General features: G+C 57.3%; 11 protein-coding genes, 1 pseudogene and 1 riboswitch. Of the genes and pseudogenes, 7 read left to right on the plus strand and 5 right to left on the minus strand.

Features of this window, described 5'->3' with window-relative positions:
• Positions 1-754 precede the first annotated feature (754 nt).
• From ABIA40_RS02585 to ABIA40_RS02600, 4 genes are all read right to left on the minus strand, one after another.
• A complete protein-coding gene (locus tag ABIA40_RS02585) occupies positions 755-1,921 on the minus strand; it encodes an acyl-CoA dehydrogenase family protein (RefSeq protein WP_225156257.1) in 1,167 nt (388 codons plus the stop codon).
• A 1,836-nt stretch (positions 1,922-3,757) separates the two neighbouring features.
• Positions 3,758-4,477 carry a carbonic anhydrase gene (locus tag ABIA40_RS02590; RefSeq protein ID WP_404538893.1) on the minus strand — a complete coding sequence of 240 codons (720 nt, stop codon included), beginning with the start codon at positions 4,475-4,477 and terminating at the stop codon, positions 3,758-3,760.
• Between the two features lie 31 nt (positions 4,478-4,508).
• Entirely contained in the window at positions 4,509-5,234 is a 726-nt protein-coding gene (locus tag ABIA40_RS02595) for a thermonuclease family protein (protein ID WP_404538896.1), read from the minus strand.
• 1,806 nt (positions 5,235-7,040) lie between these two features.
• Positions 7,041-7,745, minus strand: coding sequence for a nodulate formation efficiency C protein (locus tag ABIA40_RS02600; RefSeq protein WP_225137372.1), 705 nt, complete (start codon positions 7,743-7,745; stop codon positions 7,041-7,043).
• A 980-nt stretch (positions 7,746-8,725) separates the two neighbouring features.
• Positions 8,726-8,930: riboswitch (cobalamin riboswitch) on the plus strand.
• A 100-nt stretch (positions 8,931-9,030) separates the two neighbouring features.
• On the opposite strand from ABIA40_RS02600, the gene metE reads away from it, so the two are divergent.
• On the plus strand, positions 9,031-11,376 hold the full coding sequence (gene metE, locus ABIA40_RS02605) for a 5-methyltetrahydropteroyltriglutamate--homocysteine S-methyltransferase (RefSeq protein WP_404538899.1): 2,346 nt from the start codon (positions 9,031-9,033) through the stop codon (positions 11,374-11,376).
• Positions 11,377-11,890: 514 nt separating this feature from the next.
• Here metE and ABIA40_RS02610 read toward each other — a convergent pair.
• Positions 11,891-12,451 (minus strand): hypothetical protein, encoded by a 561-nt coding sequence (locus ABIA40_RS02610; RefSeq protein ID WP_404538902.1) that lies wholly within the window; start codon positions 12,449-12,451, stop codon positions 11,891-11,893.
• A 1,466-nt stretch (positions 12,452-13,917) separates the two neighbouring features.
• Here ABIA40_RS02610 and ABIA40_RS02615 point away from each other — a divergent pair.
• The 6 genes and pseudogenes from ABIA40_RS02615 to cysN all read left to right on the plus strand — a co-directional run.
• Positions 13,918-14,176 (plus strand): annotated as a pseudogene (locus ABIA40_RS02615) (IS3 family transposase); the annotation flags it as partial.
• A 156-nt stretch (positions 14,177-14,332) separates the two neighbouring features.
• Positions 14,333-14,623: a hypothetical protein gene (locus ABIA40_RS02620; protein ID WP_225126552.1), complete on the plus strand. Its 291-nt coding sequence runs from the start codon at positions 14,333-14,335 to the stop codon at positions 14,621-14,623.
• 1,980 nt (positions 14,624-16,603) lie between these two features.
• Positions 16,604-16,789, plus strand: a complete 186-nt coding sequence (locus ABIA40_RS02625) for a hypothetical protein (protein ID WP_074448398.1) — start codon at positions 16,604-16,606, stop codon at positions 16,787-16,789.
• A 792-nt stretch (positions 16,790-17,581) separates the two neighbouring features.
• Complete coding sequence (locus ABIA40_RS02630; RefSeq protein WP_404538905.1) at positions 17,582-18,649, plus strand: sulfotransferase family protein; 1,068 nt, start codon at positions 17,582-17,584, stop codon at positions 18,647-18,649.
• Positions 18,650-18,881: 232 nt separating this feature from the next.
• Entirely contained in the window at positions 18,882-19,838 is a 957-nt protein-coding gene (cysD, locus tag ABIA40_RS02635; protein ID WP_404546144.1) for a sulfate adenylyltransferase subunit CysD, read from the plus strand.
• The gene (gene cysN / locus ABIA40_RS02640; RefSeq protein ID WP_404538908.1) at positions 19,838-21,721 is read left to right on the plus strand and encodes a sulfate adenylyltransferase subunit CysN; all 1,884 of its coding nucleotides are present in this window, start codon (positions 19,838-19,840) and stop codon (positions 21,719-21,721) included. The genes cysD and cysN overlap by 1 nt, the downstream gene beginning before the upstream one ends.
• Positions 21,722-22,849 lie beyond the last annotated feature (1,128 nt).

Raw genomic sequence — 22,849 nt, forward strand, 5'->3', positions numbered from 1 at the left:
GCTCATGGCGCCGCTACGTCGGTTCGGCTCCACCGACACTCGCCAGGATCTAACGCCGATCACGCCGAACCTGATCGCGTGGCTTCACCGGCGCAGCCAAAATCGCGCCCGGCTTGCCGATATCACTCCATCCAAACGGCATAGGGCTAGCTGTATTGGCGGGCGCCATGGATCTCTTCAGCCGCAAGAGAGCCGCCCGGGCGAAGCGCGACCTCATGCGGGCCGAAGCGCCTCTTCCGCGCCGTCGATGCCGATTCGCCAGCAGCGGCAAGATGATTGATCGATTTTCCGATCGGGGGTGTACAGTACGCTTCAGGTTAACGTCCCACGGCCGTTGCCAGCGCTGGCGTGCCGCATCGATGAGCCGCAAGGGTGAGTGATAGGATAGTGGGCCATGGAGAGCTTCTTCCGCGCCGTGCGCCCCAAGCGGCAAGTAGGCAACCGGTGCGAGAGTCGAGCCCGCTTGCGTGGTGGTTTGGAGAGTTCGTGAGTTGAACCGCGAGCCGTTGCGCAGAAGTTCAGGTGTATCCTGGGCGGCCACGTCAATGATCGGGGCAGGGGCCAAGAGATTATAAGGGCTCGTATGTTTGGACAACGAACGGGTAGTCCAGGATATGGAGGGGCATCAAGACAGCCCAGCGGTGTCTTTGTTCACATTGAAACATGGGGCCATGTCCTCAGCGGCAGACCAAATCATCACGCAAGTGCAGTAATCCGTCGGCGTGGCGTGTGGCTTGCCCATGCGTGCCCCACTTTATGGGAAGCCCGGTTGTATTGCACTTCCCAGCAGGGCGCGGCCAGCGCTCTGGAGCGTTCCCTCGTTTAAAGCTGCGTGCTGGGCAACCACGAAGCTGTCGCACATGGCGCGGGCTAGATTGCTGTTACTATAGAGCGCCTCAGTTCCAGCAAGACCGCTCGCGATCCTGCACACCTCTGCCCCCTGCCGCGCGGCGTTCGTCGCGGCGAGTCGCATTAGCGTCGTGGTACCAAGATTTACCTCACCCTTGAGCGCCTCCTTCCACAGCTCCTCCGTGGCTTCGTAAAAGAAGGAACGAGCGGAACGTAACATGGCTTCGGCTTTGGCGATTTCAAGCTGGACATAGCCGCGCTCAGCCATCACGGGCGCTCCAGTGATCGAGGCACGGGTTTCGGCCATGGCGATTACGTCGTCTATTGCGGAGCGCGCAATCCCGATGCCGACAATGGCATGCGCCTGCGCGGCGAAGGCGACGGCCGGATAACGATAGATCGGCCCATCAAGTGTCGGCGGACCGCCGCGGATCAAGGTCCATTCCTCTGGCACAATGACGTCGCTGACCACGACATCGTGGCTTCCGGTGCCTTGCAGTCCGATGACGTCCCAATTGGGCCGAATTGTCACCTTCTCGGCCGGCATCACCGCTACACGCGGGAGGTCACCGCTCGGATCGTCTTCCAAGGTGATACCAACTCCTATCAAATCCGCCTCGGGTGAGCCGCTAGCGAATGGCCACACGCCGTTCACGATAAATCCGTCGGCGCATCGCTTAGCGGGTTGGAGCGGGAAAAGCGCACCCGCCAACACCACGTCAGGTCCATTGGCGTACACTTTGCGAAGGGTGTCGTCGGGAAGAGCAGCGAGGTAGCGAGCTCCATCCCCGAAGCTGGCGACCCAACCGGCGGAGCCGTCGGCCTCGGAAATGCGCTCAACCAGCCGACAAAAATCGGCTGGCGTTCGCTCCTCACCGCCGAATCGCTTGGCAGCCATAGCCCGATAGACGCCGACGCGTCTGAAGCCGTCGACGATTTCTTTTGGAATCTTCTGCGCGCGGCTAAACTCGTTGCGACGCGCTCGGATGTCGACGAGTAGCTTCGACAGATCAGCCCAGGTCGCAGTCGCGGCGTGGGTCCCGGAAGTTATCTTTTCTGGTGGAGCGTTCATAGATCATCCTCCGTATCTTGAGCCGATCATCGCCGCGCGTCATTCATATGGACTAGGCGTATGGCGAGGCCAGGTGATCTGGCACCCGCTGGGCGGCATTCTCAAACCTGTCGCAGTTGATATCGAATGCATGAGATTGCATGGGGTAGCTTCCCAAGTTAAGCGGCCGGAGGCCTGAACGAGATATAGCTGTTGTCGCTGGCATTGAGGCTGGCCGGCAAAGCAGCCGGTACGCTGCGGCGGCATCGATCCGCCTTTGCCGCACTGACTCTCCGGCGGTCGATCGGGGGCTGCGGTGCATGTCTTCTCCACATGAACGTGTGGTCACACTTGGGACAGGCCGGGTCGAACCAAGTTTGGAATTCTTGAGTTGTGCTTGGTAGAGCGCCCAAGCCTGCGGCCTCTTGCCCGCCTTCCCAGCAATTGACGTGCCATCAAGCATGGCTGCCGACTTTGTCTGAATCGCGCGAGATCACTCCGCCGTGCCATGCCAGCACGATGCTCGTGTCTCCGTGTTTTCTTTCAGGCACAAGATGTCATTAACTCAACAAGCGGCAAAGAAAACCACAGAGGCGGACCTCGACCGCCAACGACCGGGTTCAACGTTCCTGCTTAAGCTTAAGTCCCGCTCCGGTCTCCTGACGCCACCAACAGCCCAAATTTGCTGCTCGTGCGACTGCTGGTGAGCGCTTGCTTAGATGCTGACCTCCAGACCGCAGGTGTTCAAGAAACGCACGGCGGCTCCAGACGCTGTAATTGCACGATTAACTGTGGTTCGAGGTGACTGCAAGAGTGCCCCGCTCATGCAAGCGAAGACGAAGCGTTTCGAACAGGTTTCGGGGGCTTTCCGGGCTTGCCAGCAACAGAGGAGCCTGTCCGCGTTCTGTCGTACCGAACGCAAGAAGTTCGTGCACATTCCTGACTGGCCGACCCTCTTGCGGCGGCTGGCGGCTCTTTCTTCGGCGGTCTACCAATTCTTCCGATCTTGGCCGAGCTTGCCAAATTCCTGCGACAACTATGCGCGCATCACGAGCGTTGCGACAGACCAGGCACGGCACGTTCTGAAGCTAGTGCTCTGTTCCCATAAGCGACTCCGTGGTTGAAGAGCCTGATTCCGGAAGCGCGGTTGCCAGATGATTTCCGTCGGTGCGCGCAGTTGAAACATGGCTGCTGGCGCACCGAAGTCAGCTGTGCAGATAGAACTCGAAACATTCGCTAAGTCTCGCCGGTTTCTTTTCGTGTCGAGCTCGTCATGGAGGACGGCGAACGAGACGATCTAACGAACGATTGATGCGCGGCTGGCTTTCCGATGGTCGCGGTCTCCCAAATGGCTGATGCAGGAGGGCTGTCCGGTACTGATGCGGGTAGCATGTTGCTTTACAGCCCCAGGCCGTGCAGTCTTGCTGGTTGTACTATGTGATCCTCGGCCCTGGCTGAGCTCGGTTATAAAAGCAGGACCGTGGATGCCTTGCCCGCTCGGAGCTGAGAAGCTCTCGGGATCGTCGCGTGCTCTGGAGTTCAGAGCCTGCAATGCTTCGCGATGCGATCTGCTGCCTGAACACCTCCATTGGGTTGGCGGTTCAACCAGGAGGCATGAATGCTGCCGGACGCGCTATGTGTGTTTCTTGATGCTGGCCGCGCGTTGCCAACATGAGTGCGTATAACACGAGAAGAATTAAGAGGCCGCGCATATCTAAGGGTTCCTGAAGCGATGACAATTGTGGAGCGGATGGCATCCGGCGTATTTGTTGTAGACGATGGACCAACAAAACGGCGCGGAACAGAAGCGCTGTATCAGGCAGCAGACGATTTGCCGGGAGTGTGAAGGTGCTGGCATCAGCTCACAATATCGACCTTGCCGGTGTCGATCCGATACAGGCCCCCGACGACCTTCAGTCGGTTCTGCTCGACTGCGGCGTTCAGAATCGGACCCGTCGATTTGAATTTGCTCACGTTATTGATCACATTTTGTCGGGTTGCTTGGGCGAACGCGTCGCCGGCTTGGTCGCCAGATGCTTTCACTGCAGGAGAAAGTGCAGTGACCAGGGATGAAATGTGCCCCGGCGGCCGCTTATCTTCATGGAGCGACTTGATCGTGGCGTCTATCGCACCGCAATGATCGTGGCCAAGTACGAGGATCAGCGGCGTGTTGAGTATGGCAACCGCGTATTCCATACTGGCGAGCGTATCATCGTTAGCGAAGTTGCCGGCGACCCGGCAGACAAACAGATCACCTAGTCCGCTGTTGAAGACAAGTTCGGGGACCACGCGGGAGTCGGCGCAGCTCAGAACCGCTGCATATGGATTTTGTCCCTCAACCAAGACCGGCCGCTCGCGCCTGAAATCGTCGACTCGTGATGCGCCCTGGACATAACGATCGTTCCCCTTCAGCAGCCGACTCAGGGCAGCATCTGGCGAGAGCAGGTTGTTTGGCTTGGGCGGGCCTTTTGCTTCCTTCCCGTCGACAATCTTACTGTCGAACCGCAGGAAAGCTGTCGAAGCAGCAAAGAGCAACAGTGACCGGCGCGAACGCGCGTGCTTGTTTAAATGGGACATGTCTTGAGATGGGCTGCTTGCATGTGTCGCCTCATGGCACGGCCTTACGCCACCCGGTGGCTTCGGCTTCCGCTTCGCTGCAGAGCCAGCGTTCGCCGCGCTTCTTCGTCATGCCGATTTGTTCGTAACCGGGTTGCCCTGGCAGGTAATAAATGCGCTCGCCTCTGCGCTCGACAGTGCCTTTTATCAGGCACTCGGGGGACGGCGGTTCCGATAGCAGGACGGATCCAAGCAGGACTTCCTGAGCGTCGACCGGAACCGACGTCGCGCCCACGATAATCGTACCCCTATTGCGGCGAGGCCAGTCCCAGGGCGCGATGAACGCGCCGGACCACAGCCCCGCATGGGCTGTGCTGGCCGCCAACTCATAAACAAGGTAGGTATGGTGAGATGCACCAGCCGATAGCGCCAAGCCCGAGCGTACCATCCAGGCGTTTATATCCTCGCCTTCGATGAAGCAGCTGCCGAGGGCTCGCCGATACTCATCGACTCTTTCGGTATGACAATCCCACGTTCGCCCATTCGAATGCTTGATCAGCTCGTCGCGAACAGCTACGCCGCAGGCCCATTTCCGGCCCTGTGCGTCGAGGCAAATCTGATCCGTCTCAGGAGCTTCGATGCCTGAGAGACGAACGGTCGTTTTCTCGATCTGGATTGTATTGCCGTCGAGGATGCGCGGAGCACCGCTGAGTGTCGCGGCGAAAACCGGAGATGTGATGAGAGCGATCAATGCGAACATAATTCCGCGGTGCTTCATCCCGACAATAACCTTTCGCTACTGATCCATGTTAACGCACGATACGGTGCCGATACATTCGATTGCTCGACCACAGATGTAGATTCCGCCGGCTTCGATGTGTGCTTTATGAGAGCTTGGCGTGAGACCGAGCCTACGACCTGACGCTGCGTAAGGATCAAGAGCTTTCTTCCCGTGCGTGCGGCGGTGTCCTTCGAGCATCGGCGGCTCTCTCACCGGAAGCGTACTGTACCGTTGAACCTAAGGAGGAGATCCTCCGCGTGGCGCCGAACTCGCGATGCTGGACAAACCCGATCCTCGGAATCCTGTGCTCCTCCTTGCAAAAAGTGAGCGACTATGAAGCGTCGGCGCTTGCGGCTGAGTCAGGCGTTGAGGAGCAACCTTGCCATGGTTAGTGATGACTTCCATCGGCAAGCCGGACAGTTCCGACGAGGGCGAGGAAATTCGCCCCAAAGTCTTGTCACGAAAAAGATGTTCACCTGGTCTGGCTCGCTCTGACCGGGTTAGACAAAGACGCGATGGAGTTCAGCCTCAACGCTCGCCGCGTAAATGAAGCGTTCTTGTTCGAGCAAACCGCGTAAATCCGTTCCTTGTTACGCCAGACGAGATGATCGTTGATACCAATCGCATTATGGCATTTGGCTCCTCCGCGCGGCACCATCGTCGTTGGTGCTACTGCCCAGACGTGTGTACAAGAATTGAACTGTTTATGGCTCAGGCGGCGCTACGGGCCGCCGCTCTTTGGTAGTGACGGTTCCCCGCGATCTCAAGTGGCTTACCCAGGAACGCTGGCATCAGCGCCCGTTTTCTCCAGGAATTGGAAAGGCTGCGATATCGAGCCGCGGGCTTTGCCGTGGATGCACCCGGCGTGGGCAAGCTGCCGACGTGTTCGGACAATCGCGAGTGCCATCCTGATGCAATTCAGTGTGAGGTTTCAGTCCACAATACGTGTTTGCCCATCGCGCACTCGGGGCGAATAGCTCTGGTGCGGTTTAGCCGACTCAAGCTACACATCGTTCCTTAGCACCTCACTACATAATGGGAATGAGATGGTCGCAGTCGTTCGGGAAGTACCGGTCTCATCTTACGCGCTTGAAGTAGATGGCCAACTCAGAGCCGAATTCGCGACCAAAGACGGTGCCACGGCAGGTCGAGCAGAATTAAAGAAGCGGTTTCCGATGCTTAAAATCCGGGTCTATGACGTGCAGACGAATCAATGCGAGGAAATCTAGGGCCGAGTCAGTTCGGCGCTCAACGTGCTTGCGTACAGCTCCGGAGCTTCCCGCCCTGCGCACTCGGAAATGGGCAGGCGCTCAGCGGGTATGCCGGGGTTGCTACCAGTTTAACTTCCTCGCCCGTTTCGTCTCAGCATAGGTCCCTAGTGCCGGGTCAAAGTCGCTTGGCTCACGCTCCTGCGTATGCCGCAGTCATACGATGCGCGGCGCGCACGCCGGGTCGGCTTGGGCCGGAGGCATCTACAAGCTCTCTACTGAAGAATGCATGAGAGCTGGTTCCCCCCCAGCAACTTGGTGTGCTCTCACTGGGTGGAGTGCAGGCGGCAAACCACATCTCGCAAACTAGTACGCGCCGCTAAGCTCGACACGTGGTGGAAGAACGCAATTGTGCTGCTCGACCTTCCTTACGGCGGGCCGAACTGCTGCGAGAAAGGCAGCGGGACTGTTGCGGAGCCGTAAACAACGCAACTGCAGAGCGCGTATGTCTTGCAGTTGGTACGAGGCGTTCGACCGTACGGCAGCTGCGGTGCGATGTTGCCCTGCGCGACCGTCTGCTAAGGCCTTCGCTCTCCTAGTCTTCCTCTTCCTTTGGCTCGGTCCGTTGGAACCAGGAGCCCGGAGGAAATTTCGCGATGCGCTTGGCAAAAGAGGATTGTGGCTCCCAATCTTGGCCTTCGCTCTTCTCGAAGGTGATGACCCCGTTGTGTGTAAAATAACGTGGTCCTTGGATATCGCAATTCACCAAGAGCAGAATGCGCCATAGATCGCCTTTCTCGTTCGGCTTGTCATTCTGCTTGGGTAAGTAGTCGACCCCAACAGGTTCAATGATAGTGCATCGGCCCTGCCGCAGAAGATCGCCGAGCCGGCCTTGCGGCGTAGTCACAAAGTTGAAGTTACTTGGATCATGCAGAAAGCTAAGATTTGCGTCCCTTTCACCATCTGCGACTTCTTTGGCGATCAGCGAGAGCGCTAGGGCACGCCAGCCCAATTCCATCGGCTTCGCATAGGTTGACGCAAGCTCAATCGTACCGTCGAGCGCGACTTTCCAGGTGATAGCGTACTGTTCGTCTGATTTGTTGTCTCGGTGCCTGGTCCACGAAACGAAAACATGGTCGTTTTCGCCAAGTTCAGCGACCCCCCACATCTGAGGGACGAACTGTGCCACCTTCGAGACATTGGAGATGATTTGTTCTATCGTCTCACCATCTTGCGCTCGCCACGTTGACTTGAGTCTTTCGACAAGTGGGTTGTCGCTGGCGCGAATAGTGTTACTCATGGCAGCCGGCCAGGCTAGGCAGATTAGAAGTCCGCCCAGGCGAAGCCATAGCGCGGGTCTTCCTGACATTCTCTTCATGACCCTCGGCCTATCACGGTTCATCCGTACATCTTTCAAGGCGGGCAACCTTGAACCTGCTATGAGCGAGCGCAAGAAGTTTACGGAGACGCGACGGGGCACCCGCGGCTGTCCCGCGCGGGCAGGCGCTCCCCTCTATGTCACGCGCCGCTAACTTCCATAGCCAGCGACAGCGTCAATTGGCTGAGCTGGACATCCCCAGCAGAAGAGACTGGGCATGTCGAGGGGCTTGCATTCTTCGTGCCAGGCAGCAGGCGGAGATTTGCACGGGTTTTATGTCCCTATTGTCGACTTTCCGACCTGCGCACGTTTCGATGTTTCCATTCAGTGTATCGGCCGTAGTTTGTGCATCCTTGTCCCGCACAGATAGTTTGCGGAAGAGGTGAACGCCTCGATGCCAAGTGCCTGATGAGATTCGACGGTGTGTTTGCCGTCATTGAACCGGGTGGTTCGCTAAAGTTGCCGTCGGCGTTCGGCCTACATGATGGCTGGCGATACGAGCCGAGAAGTCTGGCTGGCACGAAAATCAACCTGCTCGCCGCGTATGTTGCTAGATTGCGCCTCCTGCCTTGACGTGTTCAATGGGGATCCTCTAGTCGAGAAAATAGCTGGCCAGCGAATGTGCTGGGCGAACCGCTGGAAATCGGAAGCCGCATCGAATGCATTCTGCTCGAAACGGCGGTAATCGCCGCTACGCGGGCTGGTTTTGTCCCTTTCATTGATGGGGCGGGCGGCGTCGCCTCAAGGCAGCTCCGAGTCGCACTCCGACATCCGACAAGGACATCTCTGATTGCGATAGCTCTGTTTAGAGAATCATAGAGATGGACGGTCATTCGCCTAGTAGATGTCGCAGATTAGCGTGGCACATAATCTGAGAGGTTGACGGAAGAGTCCTCCTGCCGATAATCCAAGCTCGTCGAGGTTCTCCGAATCCCACTTGATCCGGAGCTAAGAGGGAAGCCGGTCCAAATGCCGGCGCTGCCCCCGCAACTGTGAGCGGCGAGCTACTGTCCAACGATGTCACTGAAGCCCGCACGGCTTTGGGAAGGCCGGACAGCAGCGATGAGCCAGCGAGCCAGGAGACCTGCCCCGACGATAGATTGGTCCACGGGCGGGGTGTCTCGGTGGTGCGCCAAGCAGCCGTCGCGCGCGCGACTTCCTCTGCCTGCGTCCGCCATGGCCTCTGTCCCCAACAGGGGTTAACACTATGTCTCTTCTCTCTCTTCCGGTTGCTACGCTCGGTACGCCACGCATCGGTCCAAGGCGTGAGCTCAAATTCGCTCTTGAAAGCTACTGGGCCGGAAAGATCAGCGAACAGCAATTGCTCGAGGACGCATCCGGCCTGCGCGCAGCGAACTGGGCTCGTCAGAAGTCTCTCGGCGTCACGGTCATTCCGTCGAATGACTTCTCGCTGTATGATCAGGTGCTCGATACAAGTGTCATGGTTGGCGCTATCCCGGAGATCTACGCCTCGAAAGGAGAATCCGTTTCCCTCAAGACGTACTTCGCCATGGCTCGCGGATCACAATGCGACGATCAGGATGCGAGTTGCGGTCTGGGCCCGCGGGGGTCTGGCGCACCCGCGCAGGAAATGACTAAGTGGTTTGATACCAACTACCACTACATGGTTCCCGAGTTTTACAAGGGACAGGGGTTCAGACTTTGCTCTCGCAAACCAATTGAAGAGTATGTGGAAGCAAAGGCTCTAGGCTTTCAAACCCGCCCTGTCATGATCGGGCCCGTCACATTCCTAAAGCTCGGTAAGAGTGCCGATAGCGCGTTCCAGCCCCTCTCCCTACTGGATGATTTGATACCGGTCTATATCGACGTTCTGCATGAATTGGCCGAACGAGGGGCAAGTTGGGTTCAGTTTGACGAGCCCTGCCTGGTCCTTGATCTGGACGAAGCGGTGCGAAAATCATTGCTACATGCCTATAACCGGTTCGCAAAGGAGGGACCGGCTATCAAGATCATGGTTGCCAGCTATTTCGGCGAGCTAGGCGACAATCTGGATACCGCATTGAGCCTCCCGGTTTCCGGTCTGCACTTTGATCTAGTTCGAGCGCCAGAGTTGTTGGATAAGATCGTCGCTGTCGGCCGAAGTGATCTCGTCATGTCGCTCGGGGTCATCGACGGCCGTAATGTATGGCGGTCGAACTTGTCGTCCCTTCGTCAGCGGCTGGAGCCCGCGATTGCGAAGCTCGGCAAGCACCGTGTACAGCTCGCTCCATCCTGCTCGCTGCTTCACGTGCCGGTCGATGTTGAACTCGAGACCGGGCTCACGTCCGACGTCAAGAGCTGGCTTGCTTTCTCTGTTCAGAAGATGCGTGAGCTTGCGATCCTGGCGCGAGCACTCGCTGGCGACCAAAATGTTGGGCTCGCTCTTGCCGATTCGGAATGCGCTGCGACTGCCCGCCGGACTTCGCCGAAGATCCATGATGCCAATGTCGCTACCCGGATGAGGGCGATCGACCAGACGATGCGCAGGCGCGCAAGCCCATTTGCCCGTCGTTCCGAGATCCAAAGGGCGCGCTTTGGACTACCAGCTTTTCCCACCACGACAATCGGATCGTTTCCGCAGACCAGCGAGGTTCGAAATGCTCGTGCGGCGCATGCGCTAGGCGCGATGAGCGACGAACAATATGACAGGTTCATCAAGGAGGAGATAGCCCGCGCCGTACATTGGCAGGAGGACATTGGTCTTGACGTCCTCGTGCACGGAGAATTTGAGCGCAATGACATGGTGCAGTACTTTGGCGAGCAACTCGGCGGCTTCCTATTTACCAGGAAGGGATGGGTACAGTCTTATGGTTCGCGCTGCGTCAGGCCCCCGATCCTGTTTGGCGATGTAGTGCGGTCGAAGCCGATCACTGTGGACTGGTGGCGCTATGCGCAATCACTAACTAGCAAGCCAATGAAGGCCATGTTGACCGGACCGGTGACGATCCTGAACTGGTCGTTTGTTCGCGATGATATTCCTAGAAGCGAGGTCTGCCGTCAGCTTGCGCTCGCGATCCGCGACGAAGTCCGCGATCTCGAGAATGCCGGTGCGGCCATGATCCAGATCGACGAAGCGGCACTCCGCGAAGGATTGCCCTTGCGCCGATCGGAGTGGAAGGCATATCTCGATTGGGCCGGAGATTGCTTCCGCATTTGCTCATCCGGCGTTGCCGATCAAACGCAAATTCATACACATATGTGCTACTCAGAGTTTAACGACATCATCGGTGCGATCGCTGCAATGGATGCGGATGTCATTTCGATCGAAACGTCGCGATCGAAAATGGAGCTACTGGACGCATTCAGCAAGTACGAATATCCAAATCAAATCGGACCGGGCGTGTACGACATCCACTCTCCACGCGTTCCCGAGGTGGGCGAAATGCAGGAGCTGATGGTGCTGGCTCGGACGCGTTTGCAGGAAGCGCAGCTCTGGGTCAATCCGGACTGCGGCCTAAAAACGCGCAACTGGGAGGAGGTTCGGCCTGCGCTAACCAACATGGTCGCTGCCGCCCGCGAACTGCGTGCAGCATCCGATCCGCAAAACCATTGATCCCGCGCTCGGGTCTGTTCTCGACCAAGCGAAATCGCTTGTGGTCATTTGCGCTCTCCACAATCTCGAGCAAGCCTTGGGGCCAACCAAAATGCCTGGCCCCAGTTGGTGGTCCGAAGGAGGTGCACCCGGTGGAACGACGCTGACGCGTCGCGCTACTTGGCCGGGAGAGAATAGCCGACGGTTCATCAAGGCGAGAAACATTCGCCGAAAATATGGACTCATATCGACACATTTATCGTGGCCAACTATGACGTGGTAAGCGATCGTTTGGTATGAGAGTCAAAATCTACACAGAGGTGTGTCGCTCGCGAGTACATTGGGAACGGTTGCGACAGCAATGCGAGGAGTGATGCCGGACGGTCACCGCAAGCCCCCACCACAATCGGTCCGCTCGGACATGTTTCCCGTCAGGCGCTCTCATTCAAGAGACTCTAGATAGTTTCCGACGAGAGGACGCCGAACCCAGTTCCTGCCTCAACTCACGCCGATCTATTGTGCAGGATGGCCGCCGCTATCCGAGCCAGATACGCCAATGCGTCGGCTGCACGGCGACGTGCTCTCCGGTATTCGCGTTGATCCATCCGCCGAACACCCGGCGACAAGGAAAGACCACCCGGTGAATTGAATTGCCCTCGATCACGGCAATCTCCAGATCCTGATCGAAGGGCGGCATGATTTCGAGCCGCTCCCAGATCGAGTCGCCATTAGATCCTGGACGAAGTTCATCGCTGCGAGCTGACAAATTTAGACAACCTTGTGAACATTGCGAACATCGCTTGGTTTCCGCGCGAACAGGCTCTGCCCGATTCGACCGGACGGCGCGCGGTATCGATGGCGTGAGCCGCGGCAGAGGGCTATCGGCCGTCGCATCGTTGGTACGGAACACGGTCCGCTCGCGAACCGAAATATTTAGATTTCCGCCGGGAAACAAGGCCTGAGCTTCAGTCGAAGCGATCTGGGTCAGCTCAAGACCTCGGCTGTTGGTATTTGTAACTGTTCTGCACGAACTAAACTGGTCTGCAGCTCCAGCAATCCGGCCCGCGGCGGGGTAGATGGTCCGGCTTTCCGTCATGTCACATCTCTTGTTGGTGACACATCTCCGTGTTCTGCAGCGTCATGGCGTGGGTGTGCGGGCGACCTCAGCCGCGCTCTCGCGCGCGTACCACGCGCTCCAGCGAGCGCGCGAAGACGCCGGATTCGGTTGACACCATTAGAATGAACGTAGCTTCGCTCGGAGCCCATAATCGGGCCTGTCCGCAGGTCGATAAAGTAGACGCCATCGCAAGCGGCGCAACTTATCATGTGCAGGTCATCGACCCGCGGCTCGGCTGCGCCCGGAAGGAGTCCTAAAAAGTGATCGCTGGTACCCGGACATGAAAGCATCATGGGCTCAAGTCGTTCTTTCCGCCATGCGTCTGACCTTACTAGAAGATGACTGCTATCAGGACGGAGCCGCCGCAGCATTGATGCGGGTCAAAAGGCCAGTCCATCCGGAGTGGTTGAGCTCGAGCGGCAGCTACGTGCCACAGACGCCCGCGTTGGCAGTCGACATGTCCGAACTCGGGAGTCCGCCAGTGCCTCGCACTCTCTGCAAGACGCCAGCGTGTTGATTTGAGGCGCAACTCACGCTCCAAGGGCTACGGCAGCATTTTTCCTCATTGCTCCGTGCACGCGGATGGTCAAACGATTGTTCGCCTTTCATTGTCGGTAGCCTTGCGGGGCTGATCCCACCCTTAGGGTTTGGCACTGAAGTCCGGACCTGGGCTCGTGGAAACGTGGGCTGCGACAAGCCTAATGATCGGCTTTGCTGTGGCGGCGGCTGGTGGACTGTCGGATGCATGATCGGGGTTCCTTGCCTGATTGCTGCACGATCGCCTGCGCGTATAGTGCCTCGCCGCCGCATATGAAAAATCTGCACGCGCGCGCCTGCAATGCTAGTGCATGTTGCGCTCGATCGTCTCTGCGAGACAATCCTCGATCAAACACTTGATTTTCCCGGTCGGCGGCATGAGGCTCCTGAGAGGCGCTGCCCCTCGGCTCAAAGCGTCGTGCGATAAGGCAGGTAGGACAGACAGGCCATCCCTGTTCTTCGCGACAATAAGCGGCTCGCGCCGCGCTGTTACATCTGGATCTATCTTCGGACGAGCGGACAGACCTCTTGGGGTGCTGCTTGAGGCAGATCAAGTACTCTCGGTGCGAATGGCAGAATAGTAGATAAGCGAACCACGGGAAGAGAGGGGCATGCCTTCATTTAATGTTCGGTTTATTAAGACCGTTTGTGACGATACTGGCGGCGAGCATCGTGCGTGCCAGGCAGCATTCAAGGTCGATGCCGCCTCCCTGAGTGCTGCTGCTCAGCAGGCGGAGACTGATTTTTGCAAGCAAAAGAGTGTCCGCGATTGGACAATCTTCGCCGATGTGGTGGAGCTTCGAACCTCACCTGCATTAGCTAATCCATCCAATCAGCCTTTCGAGGATCCCCAAGGACGAGCTTCTCATGAGCAAGCAAGGGTTTCGCCCTTCCTGAGGTTTCCACGGAAGCGGGACATCTTCACCGACCAAGGCTCGTAGTTCACGGGCGCGACGTTCACCAGCGTGCTCGCCAGTCATGGCATCCCCCTTGCTTGCCCGGCGCGACAACGAATTCGTCGAGCATGCCTATGAGACTGTGTCCGACGCCCGCGTCTCGGGCGGACGATACCTCGCCTTCTACAATGGCCGGCGTCCGCCTTCGAGCCTTGGCGGCGGCGCTCCGGATCAAGCTTACTTCCGGCCGCTGCCATTCCGTGCGGTAGCCTTACTATGGCAGACGCTCCACTTACACAATCGGCACAGATCGGCAGTCGGTCTGTGGAATCCTGAAGGCACGGCCAATACCGCGTAAGCGTGACCTTAAATTCGTACGACGAGGGGTCGAGAGTGAAGGAAGTCGTGGTGGGTACGGCCACCAATCATGCGGCTCACGATCGCGAACTCTCTTGCGATCTATTCTCTTATATCAATCTTAAGCTTCGCTGGGAGTGGTATTGTCCGCGTTCTCTCGTCGGCGGCAGCAGGTACGCAAGCTGGCGCACGGGTCCGCCACCGAATCCAGGACCGCTATCTCGGCGAACTGAATGAGGACGTCGAAGGAATTGTGAACCCGTTGCGGGAGCTTAACGTGAAGGTGCATCGACCGATGACCCTTTGCTCGTGCGGTCTCGAAAAGGTGGCTGATTATTTGCCAGAAGCAATGCGCAAGTGATAGTCGCGCCCGAACCACTCAAAAATAGTTCCCCAGCTTACGACGATGACGATCTGCCGTTGTCCAGTCTTTACATAGATATCAACGTCCTTTCGGTCCCTCCTGACGTCGTTTTAGTCAACGACGCCTGCCCCGAACTGGCCCGGATCCTTGAACACAGTCGCTTTCCGGTCATACCGGCTCGGCACCGCCATAGGTGGATCTTTATGGGAGGTCCATTGCTTTACTCTCGACACGGTCCGCGAAGACGGGACGGAGGATTTCTTCAACTATACCGGCGATAAACGTAATCGTCTGCTTCCCGAGGCGGCGCCTCGTAAAGCCATTGCTTGGGAAGCCTGATAGCTGGCGAGGGTGTGCTCGCTAGGACTGGTCAAGGTTATGCTGCATCAACTAGTTGCCAGAACCAAAAAACTGTAGCGTAGGTTCCGCAAAGCCGCAAAGTAGCTGAGTCAATTAGATGTACTCTCGCCACGTTTCAGGTCGACGATCGGCGAGTGCGCCTGTCAGCGGACCCTAAGTTGGGACGTGAACACGCTCACATCTTGCGCCACCATCGTGCCCGTGACGGTCTTGACGTATCAGGACGGGAGCTTTCGAATGTCATTTGATCGTCCAGTGACTTTAAGGGAGACTGTTGCTTCGATGCACCAAACCGATGAACGGCCGGTCTACGCTCGTGCGACAAAAGACACCACATGTTCGATATCTATTTGAACCAAAGACACGATCTTTTGGTCATTCCGACAGGCTTTGGGATCCCCGCGGGATTGGACGGCAATTGGAAGAGAAAGAAGCGGGCGGTTCGTTCCGTGAGCGACGTCATTCGTCAAGATGTACAACAGCGTGGTTACCACCGACGTCGTTTGATCTCGTACCGGTCCAAGGCGACACTTGAGACCTCGTCACACTCCTAGTCAACGCAGCTATCTAATGCTGAACCGTTCTTCGGAAACTTCGGGCAGGATGTGGCCGATGCCGTCGAAAGCGGTGCTTACCGCGGCGACAGCAGGCGGGTGTCGCGCATTGGGCTTAAGGAGGAAGCCTTCTTTTGAGGCGGGGCGCGCCTCTGGAGCTTACCGCAAAATAGGCGTTGTCGGGCTTTTCCTTGGGTCAAGGGCGTGTGCGTGAGTTTTCAGCTGTCTACCTCAAGATGCTGCCGGCCAGCCGCACGGTCGGGCAAGCATCGAAGTCGTTAAGCAGCATTGGCTATCTGTATAGCAGCGGCCCGGAGTGGCCAGCTCGTATGAAGCGCACCGCAGCCGCGCGCCCCAACTCGGTATTTTCGGCCAAAGCTGATGCGGGAGGCCGGGTGCTGGATCCTCAGCGAGGGGGGAAGGGAATATTTTGAGACGCTCGAACACTTAGATCGGTGTGCTATGCAGGCGTAGGTTGAGCGACAAATCGCGCAACAGCCGAAAGCTGAGCAACCGCCCCTTTGACTTCGCAGGTGGGAACGAAGGCGGGCAGAAAGCGCCCCACGGCAAGCGATTGAGCCCACGTAAACCGCTGCCGGCGTGACGGTCAGCCGATCACCCCCTTGCTGATGGTGATGTACTCAACTACACCTCGAAGCTCACATTTGGAAACAGTGGCGTTGTAATGGGTATTGCGAAGTTGTTCAACGCGGCTAGGGATATTGGCTTGATTTAACCTGAGGGATGGAGAATCTGGCCTCTTCATGCACATCAGCGTGGTCGAGACGACGGTCGGCTAAACTGATCTCGGGGTTGGCTTACTCATTCCAGAGAGTGTCAGTTGCTTAGCTGCGAATAGAAGGGCGTTGATTGGAACGTTCTCAGAGCGCGAGGTGTATATGAAGTTTACAGTTCCACGGCTGTACTAGCCCAGACGTCTCGCGTTTGGAAGGCATGACCAAGTTATACGCTGGCGCCACTTCTATCATATTGTCTGTTTTTTGCGGTCGTCGTGCCGTGAAAACTATGCTACAAGCCGCTCCTCTCAAAAGGAGCATTCATCGTGAAGAAAGCAACCAAGAAACGCGTTAAGCGGCGCGAATGGACGAGGGCAGATATCAAGGAGCTCAAAGTCCATTCGAAGGCCCGAACCCCGGTCATAAAAATAGCAAAGATGACCAAACGCAGCGTCGGTGCGCTCCGCCAGAAGGCCTTGCATCTTGGAATCGGGCTCGGACACCAACGGTAGTTTTGAGCAGCGCTGGTACTGGCGCGATAGGGCGGCTCGCTGGGCCGCCCTCAGTACCCATAGAAATTTTGTCGGAAATTAGCTTTACGGATCCGCGCTGAGAGAGTGTTTGGATCCTGGTTCACTGTCGCGGTGGGAGCTCCAGCATCCTCTCATTATTGACGGACTATCTTAGACGTGGTCTCAACGGTTGTGACCAATCGGCAGTGAAGACATTACCTTGGTGATGGCCCAATCAAGGATCTCCCACATGAACGGCCGATCCAGTGTGTTGGCCGACCAACGGCGGTGCTCACTGGAAGTAGCGTCTGGATCGCTACCGCGCTGAGAAGATTGCTGCGTCCTGCCATGTGTGATGTTCGCGTTATAGTCTGCTTCTTTGCAGCACTCCGCTCATATGCCTAAATTGTTTGTGTATGCCGAGCCTCAGCAACGTGCATGTCGCAGTTACCTCTTCAATGCCCCAGCGCATGATGTGCCGCGCGCGGTCTTTGGCAAACGTCCGTATAGTTCTTTTCAACCTTGCTATATTTGCAGTCAATCTTCGTGCAATTGAGCTGTTGCTTGATTTCGTTTTATCGGTCGAGCAATCGGGGAAGCGATTGCAGTTATCGTTCTGTGATCCCGCCCGATCGGACTGAACGGGTCTCAAGTCATGAGTGGCAGACAAAATTCTTGTCCTTTCGACTCCTTGTACGCAAGCGGTTGCCCCCATGTGATCCGGCGGCCGGCTTTGTTTCGCCCAATCGAGCTAGCGCCGACAGATGGCGCTTGCCAAGCACGAGTGTCTGAATGATGAGCGGACGTTTTGGTCGTTCACCTGAGGTGTGCTTTCTCCTTGGTCTTCCACGATCCGGGACCACACTCCTGGCACATTTGCTGCAGCTCCATCCAGACATTGTGGCTCCGCCTGAACCCTGGTTAATGCTGGCGCTTGAAGCAATTGGCAAGGTGGATCGGCGTCATCCGGCCGGCAGCTCTCTAATTGAGGCCGCCACCTCCGAATTCTTGGGACGGATAGATCGCACGATCGTTAGCCGCGCTTTTGCAGATGCAGCATACGATCAGTATCTGGCAAAAGCGGGTAAGCGCATCATCATAGATAAGACACCACGCTATTGGACGGCACTTGAATTTGTTGAATCCGTCTATCCGGAATCGCCACACATCCTTCTGATGCGCAATCCCTACGCCATCGCCGCTTCACTGAAATCGACGTGGGGCATCCCACTGCGGGCAGAAAGCGCGCAGCCGGTGAGCGTATCCAGTCTCGCTGACCTCATGCTTCGACTGCCCGATGGCATAATATCTTCACTGGCCGATTTGGTTTTGGGTCTTCCTAGGCTCGCCGCGCAACGTATTCGCCCGCAGACTCATTTGGTGCAATACGAACTGCTCGTGGCGCACCCGGACGAGGAAATCCAGCGTCTACTGACAGCGCTCGGCTGTGATCCAGGAGGCGTCGCATCGGCGAGCATGGGACGAGTAGATTATCTTCAGTCCAGCAGCTTTGGAGACCGAAAAATCCTGGAACGAAACACCATCGACGAAAGCTCTGTCAAATCATGGCAATCTCAATTGAGCGTCGAAGAGATGCAAACCGTGACCGATCTGGTCGGTGCCGAGCTTTTGGTGGAACTCGGATATGAGCAGGAACTGCTGCATGCCCAGAAAGCCGGAGTTCTGGACAGGGGACGGGAAGTAACCGAACTCTATCGTCGGATATTCCGAACCTGGTGGGATTTGCGAAGTGCCAAGGCGGGAGGCTCACGCTGGAGAGTCGGCCCACACTACTTGGAACATTTCGGAGAACCGGGACGTAGCTATCGAGATGTTGCGAGGCGAGGTCGCGCGGCTTGAGCAGATCCTAGGGAGCTCCTAAGGACTCTGAATGCTTGTGATCAAGCCACGCTGGTTGATTTAGCCAACTTAACCGGCACGCTGATCTCCGATCAGGTGTGCCGCACGCCGGCCGTACGAGCGGCAGAATGCGATATGCTGCCGCGTCCGAAGTGTGCTGTCGAACGGGTCTTGGCCTCATTGACGAGCCGTGCGCCTTGGCCGGCCATTTCTGCCGCGGATATTCCCCGCTCTGGGCTGGAGCCATAGAGCGGCGAAGAACAGAGATCCTGCACCGAAAACAAGATATATGCTGCCAAAACATCTGCACCGTCTCGAAGCTGAATCGATAGAAATCATGCGTGATGTGGTCGCCGAGTTCAAAAGGCCCGCCATGCTTTACTCCATCGGAAAAGATTCAAGCGTTTTGCTACACCTTGCGATCAAGGCGTTCTATCCGGCAAAAATACCTTTCCCCCTGCTTCACGTCGATACGACCTGGAAGTTCCGCGAGATGATCAGCTTCCGAGACGCGACAGCCAGGCGGCTCGGCCTCGACCTGATTGTCCATGTCAACAAGGACGGCAGCGCGCGTGGGATCAATCCGATCGATTCCGGCTCCGCGCTACATACCCAGGTGATGAAAACGGACGCGCTGAAACAGGCGCTCGACCTCCACGGATTTGATGCCGCCTTTGGCGGAGCCCGGCGCGATGAGGAAAGAAGTCGCGCGAAAGAACGGATACTCTCCTTCCGTTCGGCTGGACATGTATGGGACCCCCGTAACCAACGGCCGGAGCTCTGGAGCCTGTTCAATACACGGATTCGCCAGGGCGAAACCATGCGCGTGTTTGCGATGTCAAACTGGACCGAGCTCGAGGTGTGGGAATACATCATGATCGAGAAAATTCCGGTCGTTCCGCTCTACTTCGCAAAACGAAGACCGATAGTTCATCGAAATGGTGCGATGATCATGGTTGACGACGAGCGATTGCCGCTTAACTGCGACGAGGCGCCGGAAATGCGGATGATCCGCTTTCGCACCCTTGGATGTTATCCCTTGAGCGGGGCTATCGAATCCGATGCGACGACGATCGAAGGTATCGTCGCAGAAATGCAGACCGCGACCGTGTCGGAGCGCCAGGGGCGCCTAATTGATACCGATGAAGCCGCTTCAATGGAGAAGAAGAAGCGGGAAGGCTACTTTTGATGTTTACAGAGCCGACAACGGAACCGGTTCCGACCCGGACGAAGGATCAGCTACGATTCATCACATGTGGCTCGGTGGACGACGGTAAATCGACGCTGATCGGCCGATTACTGCACGACAGCAAGATGATCTACCACGATCAGATCACGGCGCTGGAACGCGACAGCATCAAGTACGGTAGCACCGGGGATAACATCGACTTCGCGCTGCTTGTGGACGGCCTCGAGGCCGAACGGGAGCAGGGCATTACGATCGATGTTGCCTACCGCTTCTTCACTACGCCGCGGCGCTCCTTCATGGTGGCCGATACTCCCGGCCATGAGCAGTATACCCGCAATATGGCTACCGGCGCCTCGCAAGCCCAGCTCGCCATTATCCTGATCGATGCCCGCAAAGGCGTGATGGTTCAGACGCGCCGCCACTCCTTTATCTGCGCGCTGCTCGGTATTCGTCATATCGTGCTGGCAGTGAACAAGATCGATCTTGTCGCATACGACAAGGAGTGCTTCGATCGGATCGCGTGCGACTATATGGCCTTCGCCGCCGGTCTCGGCTTCACCTCGATCGTTCCGATCCCGATCTCGGCGCGATACGGCGACAACGTCGTAGACCGCTCCGCGCGTGCCAACTGGTATCGTGGTCCCTGCCTGCTTGAATATTTGGAGAGCATTGACATCCAGTCCGGCACCGCAAGCCAGGCTTTCCGCTTTCCGGTACAATGGGTGAACCGGCCAAATCCGGATTTTCGGGGCTATGCCGGGACGGTGGTTTCGGGGAGGATCTCGGCGGGGGATGAGATCATTGTCGCCACGTCGGGACGGACCACGCGCATCAAGCGGATCGTGACCCACGGTGGCGACCTTGTCGGCGCCGAAGCCGGGGATGCGGTGACCATTACACTGGAAGACGAAATTGATATCGGCCGCGGCGACATTCTGTCCCGACCGGACGATCAACCGAAGGTCGCCGACCAATTCGCTGCTTATGTGATTTGGATGGACGAGGAGCCGCTCGCTCCCGGACGCAATTACATCCTGCGGATCGGATCGCAGACGATTTCCGGCAGCATTACCGAAATTCGGCATCGGATCGACGTCAACACTTGTGCGCATCTGGCCGCCGGGATGGTTTCGTTGAACGAGATCGCCTTCTGTAATGTTGCGACCACAATGCCCGCAGTATTCGATGCTTATGACGTCAATCGGAAGACCGGATCATTCATCGTCATCGATCGTTACACCAATCGTACGGCGGGGGCCGGCATGATTGCCGTTCCGCTGCGGCAGACCGCCAATATTGCTAGGCAAGCCCTATCCGTGGATAGGAGGGAACGTGCCGCGCTCAAGAATCAGAAGCCTTGCGTCATTTGGTTCACCGGCCTGTCTGGCGCGGGAAAGTCGGCGATTGCGAACCTCGTTGATCAAAAGCTGTTTGCGATGTCGCGGCATACCATGCTGCTGGATGGCGACAACCTCCGACACGGATTAAGCGCCGATCTGGGCTTCTCGGAGGCGGACCGCGTGGAGAACATTCGGCGTGTCGGTGAAGTTGCCAAGTTGATGGCGGACAGCGGCTTGATTGTGATCTGCTCGTTCATCTCGCCCACGAGAGCCGAACGGGACAGGGTGCGCATCCTTGTTGGCGACGAAGAGTTCATAGAAGTCTTTGTCGATACGCCGATCGAGGAATGCGCGCGGCGAGACCCGAAAGGGCTGTACTCAATGGCGAAATCAGGCAACATCAAGAACTTCACCGGAATCGACGCCTGCTACGAGGCACCAGAAACACCGGATATTCATCTCAGGACCATGGAGCAGAACCTAGAGCATTCAGCGAAAGCGGTAGTGGATGTCTTGATAGCGCGCTCAATTCTTGATGGTTAGATGTGCTCGCGCCAGGTCATCAATTCGCACAATATCCTTCCGGCGCGGCTCAGGCGGGACCTGCGGTCAAACTTTTCGCTCGAAAGGAACAGAATGGTCGCACCCTCTCGTGTACTCCCAGCTTCCGGTTATGTGCTCGAAGTGGATGGTCAATTCAAAACCGAGTACGCGAGCAAGGATGGAGCGGTGGAGCTCAAGAGACGCCGTCCCATGCTGCAGATCAGAATCTACGATGCGGTGAGAAAGGCCAGAGAGGAAGTCCGACTTCCACTAGGTTGAGGGGGGTGCCTCGCGCTTCTTGGTGCGCGTGCGGCCAAGGACACGCCGATCTGCCTTTAAAGCCGCGCCGGGCCGCGAACTCGGGCGGCTTTACTCTCCCGCACAGTACGAAACGCGGGCCGCGGTTTTCCGGGGCTGGCTATCCGGCGAGCCTGGGCTTACTCCAGGTATATTGATCAATCTGAAGCGAGCAATCGGTCGCGATCCATCCTGTCGTGACCTATGGTAACGTCCGGCAAGCTTGCTTCCTTTTGGCCGCCGCTCGTAGGCGAACACGGTCGGCGTACGCCCAGCACCTTCATCGCGAGGCAACGCTGCCGCGACCATTAGGCATCCTGCGCTACGGAGCTCCGTTGCGTGTTCGCGTCATGCTCCAGTCCTCCTTCCATCGTGTTGCCATGAAGGCGGCCATTGACGCGACCGAAAAGTTAAGGGAGCTCATCGCTGGCCAAGCGACAAAGAATGATCTCTCGATGAGCCGCTCTGGTCAGCCATCGACGCGCTCGACCGCACTTTAGACCGCGTAGAACGCGAGTGCACATCAACGAGCGGGCCTGCGGAGGAATCAAAGCGAGCAGAACGGCTCGGAAGTGACTATCCTTGAACCAGAGTGCCTCATGGGCGAGGTACTTGCGCTCACCGAGTGCTGGTGATGGGTGGCTCGCCGGCTGAGGCGTTTGAGCGCCGTAAATCACCGTACCTTCGCCGCCATGATCGCCCGGTGAGATGTCTCGCGGCGAGCGGCGTGTAGTAGCGAACAATGGATTCTGCCGACGATCGATTTGAAAGATGGACCTGTACCACTCATCTGGACTCGGCTCGACGCACTCCCAGCAAATCAGGACAACA

The sequence above is a fragment of the Bradyrhizobium sp. USDA 223 genome, assembly GCF_044909005.1.
GTDB lineage: Bacteria > Pseudomonadota > Alphaproteobacteria > Rhizobiales > Xanthobacteraceae > Bradyrhizobium > Bradyrhizobium yuanmingense.

Coding starts and splice junctions, on each gene's coding strand:
- ABIA40_RS02630 (WP_404538905.1), top strand. CDS start 17,582: ATGATGAGCGGACGTTTTGGTCGTTCACCTGAGGTGTGCTTTCTCCTT.
- ABIA40_RS02620 (WP_225126552.1), top strand. CDS start 14,333: ATGCGGCTCACGATCGCGAACTCTCTTGCGATCTATTCTCTTATATCA.
- ABIA40_RS02595 (WP_404538896.1), bottom strand. CDS start 5,234: ATGAAGCACCGCGGAATTATGTTCGCATTGATCGCTCTCATCACATCT.
- ABIA40_RS02585 (WP_225156257.1), bottom strand. CDS start 1,921: ATGAACGCTCCACCAGAAAAGATAACTTCCGGGACCCACGCCGCGACT.
- metE (WP_404538899.1), top strand. CDS start 9,031: ATGTCTCTTCTCTCTCTTCCGGTTGCTACGCTCGGTACGCCACGCATC.
- cysN (WP_404538908.1), top strand. CDS start 19,838: ATGTTTACAGAGCCGACAACGGAACCGGTTCCGACCCGGACGAAGGAT.
- ABIA40_RS02610 (WP_404538902.1), bottom strand. CDS start 12,451: ATGACGGAAAGCCGGACCATCTACCCCGCCGCGGGCCGGATTGCTGGA.
- ABIA40_RS02590 (WP_404538893.1), bottom strand. CDS start 4,477: ATGTCCCATTTAAACAAGCACGCGCGTTCGCGCCGGTCACTGTTGCTC.
- ABIA40_RS02600 (WP_225137372.1), bottom strand. CDS start 7,745: ATGAGTAACACTATTCGCGCCAGCGACAACCCACTTGTCGAAAGACTC.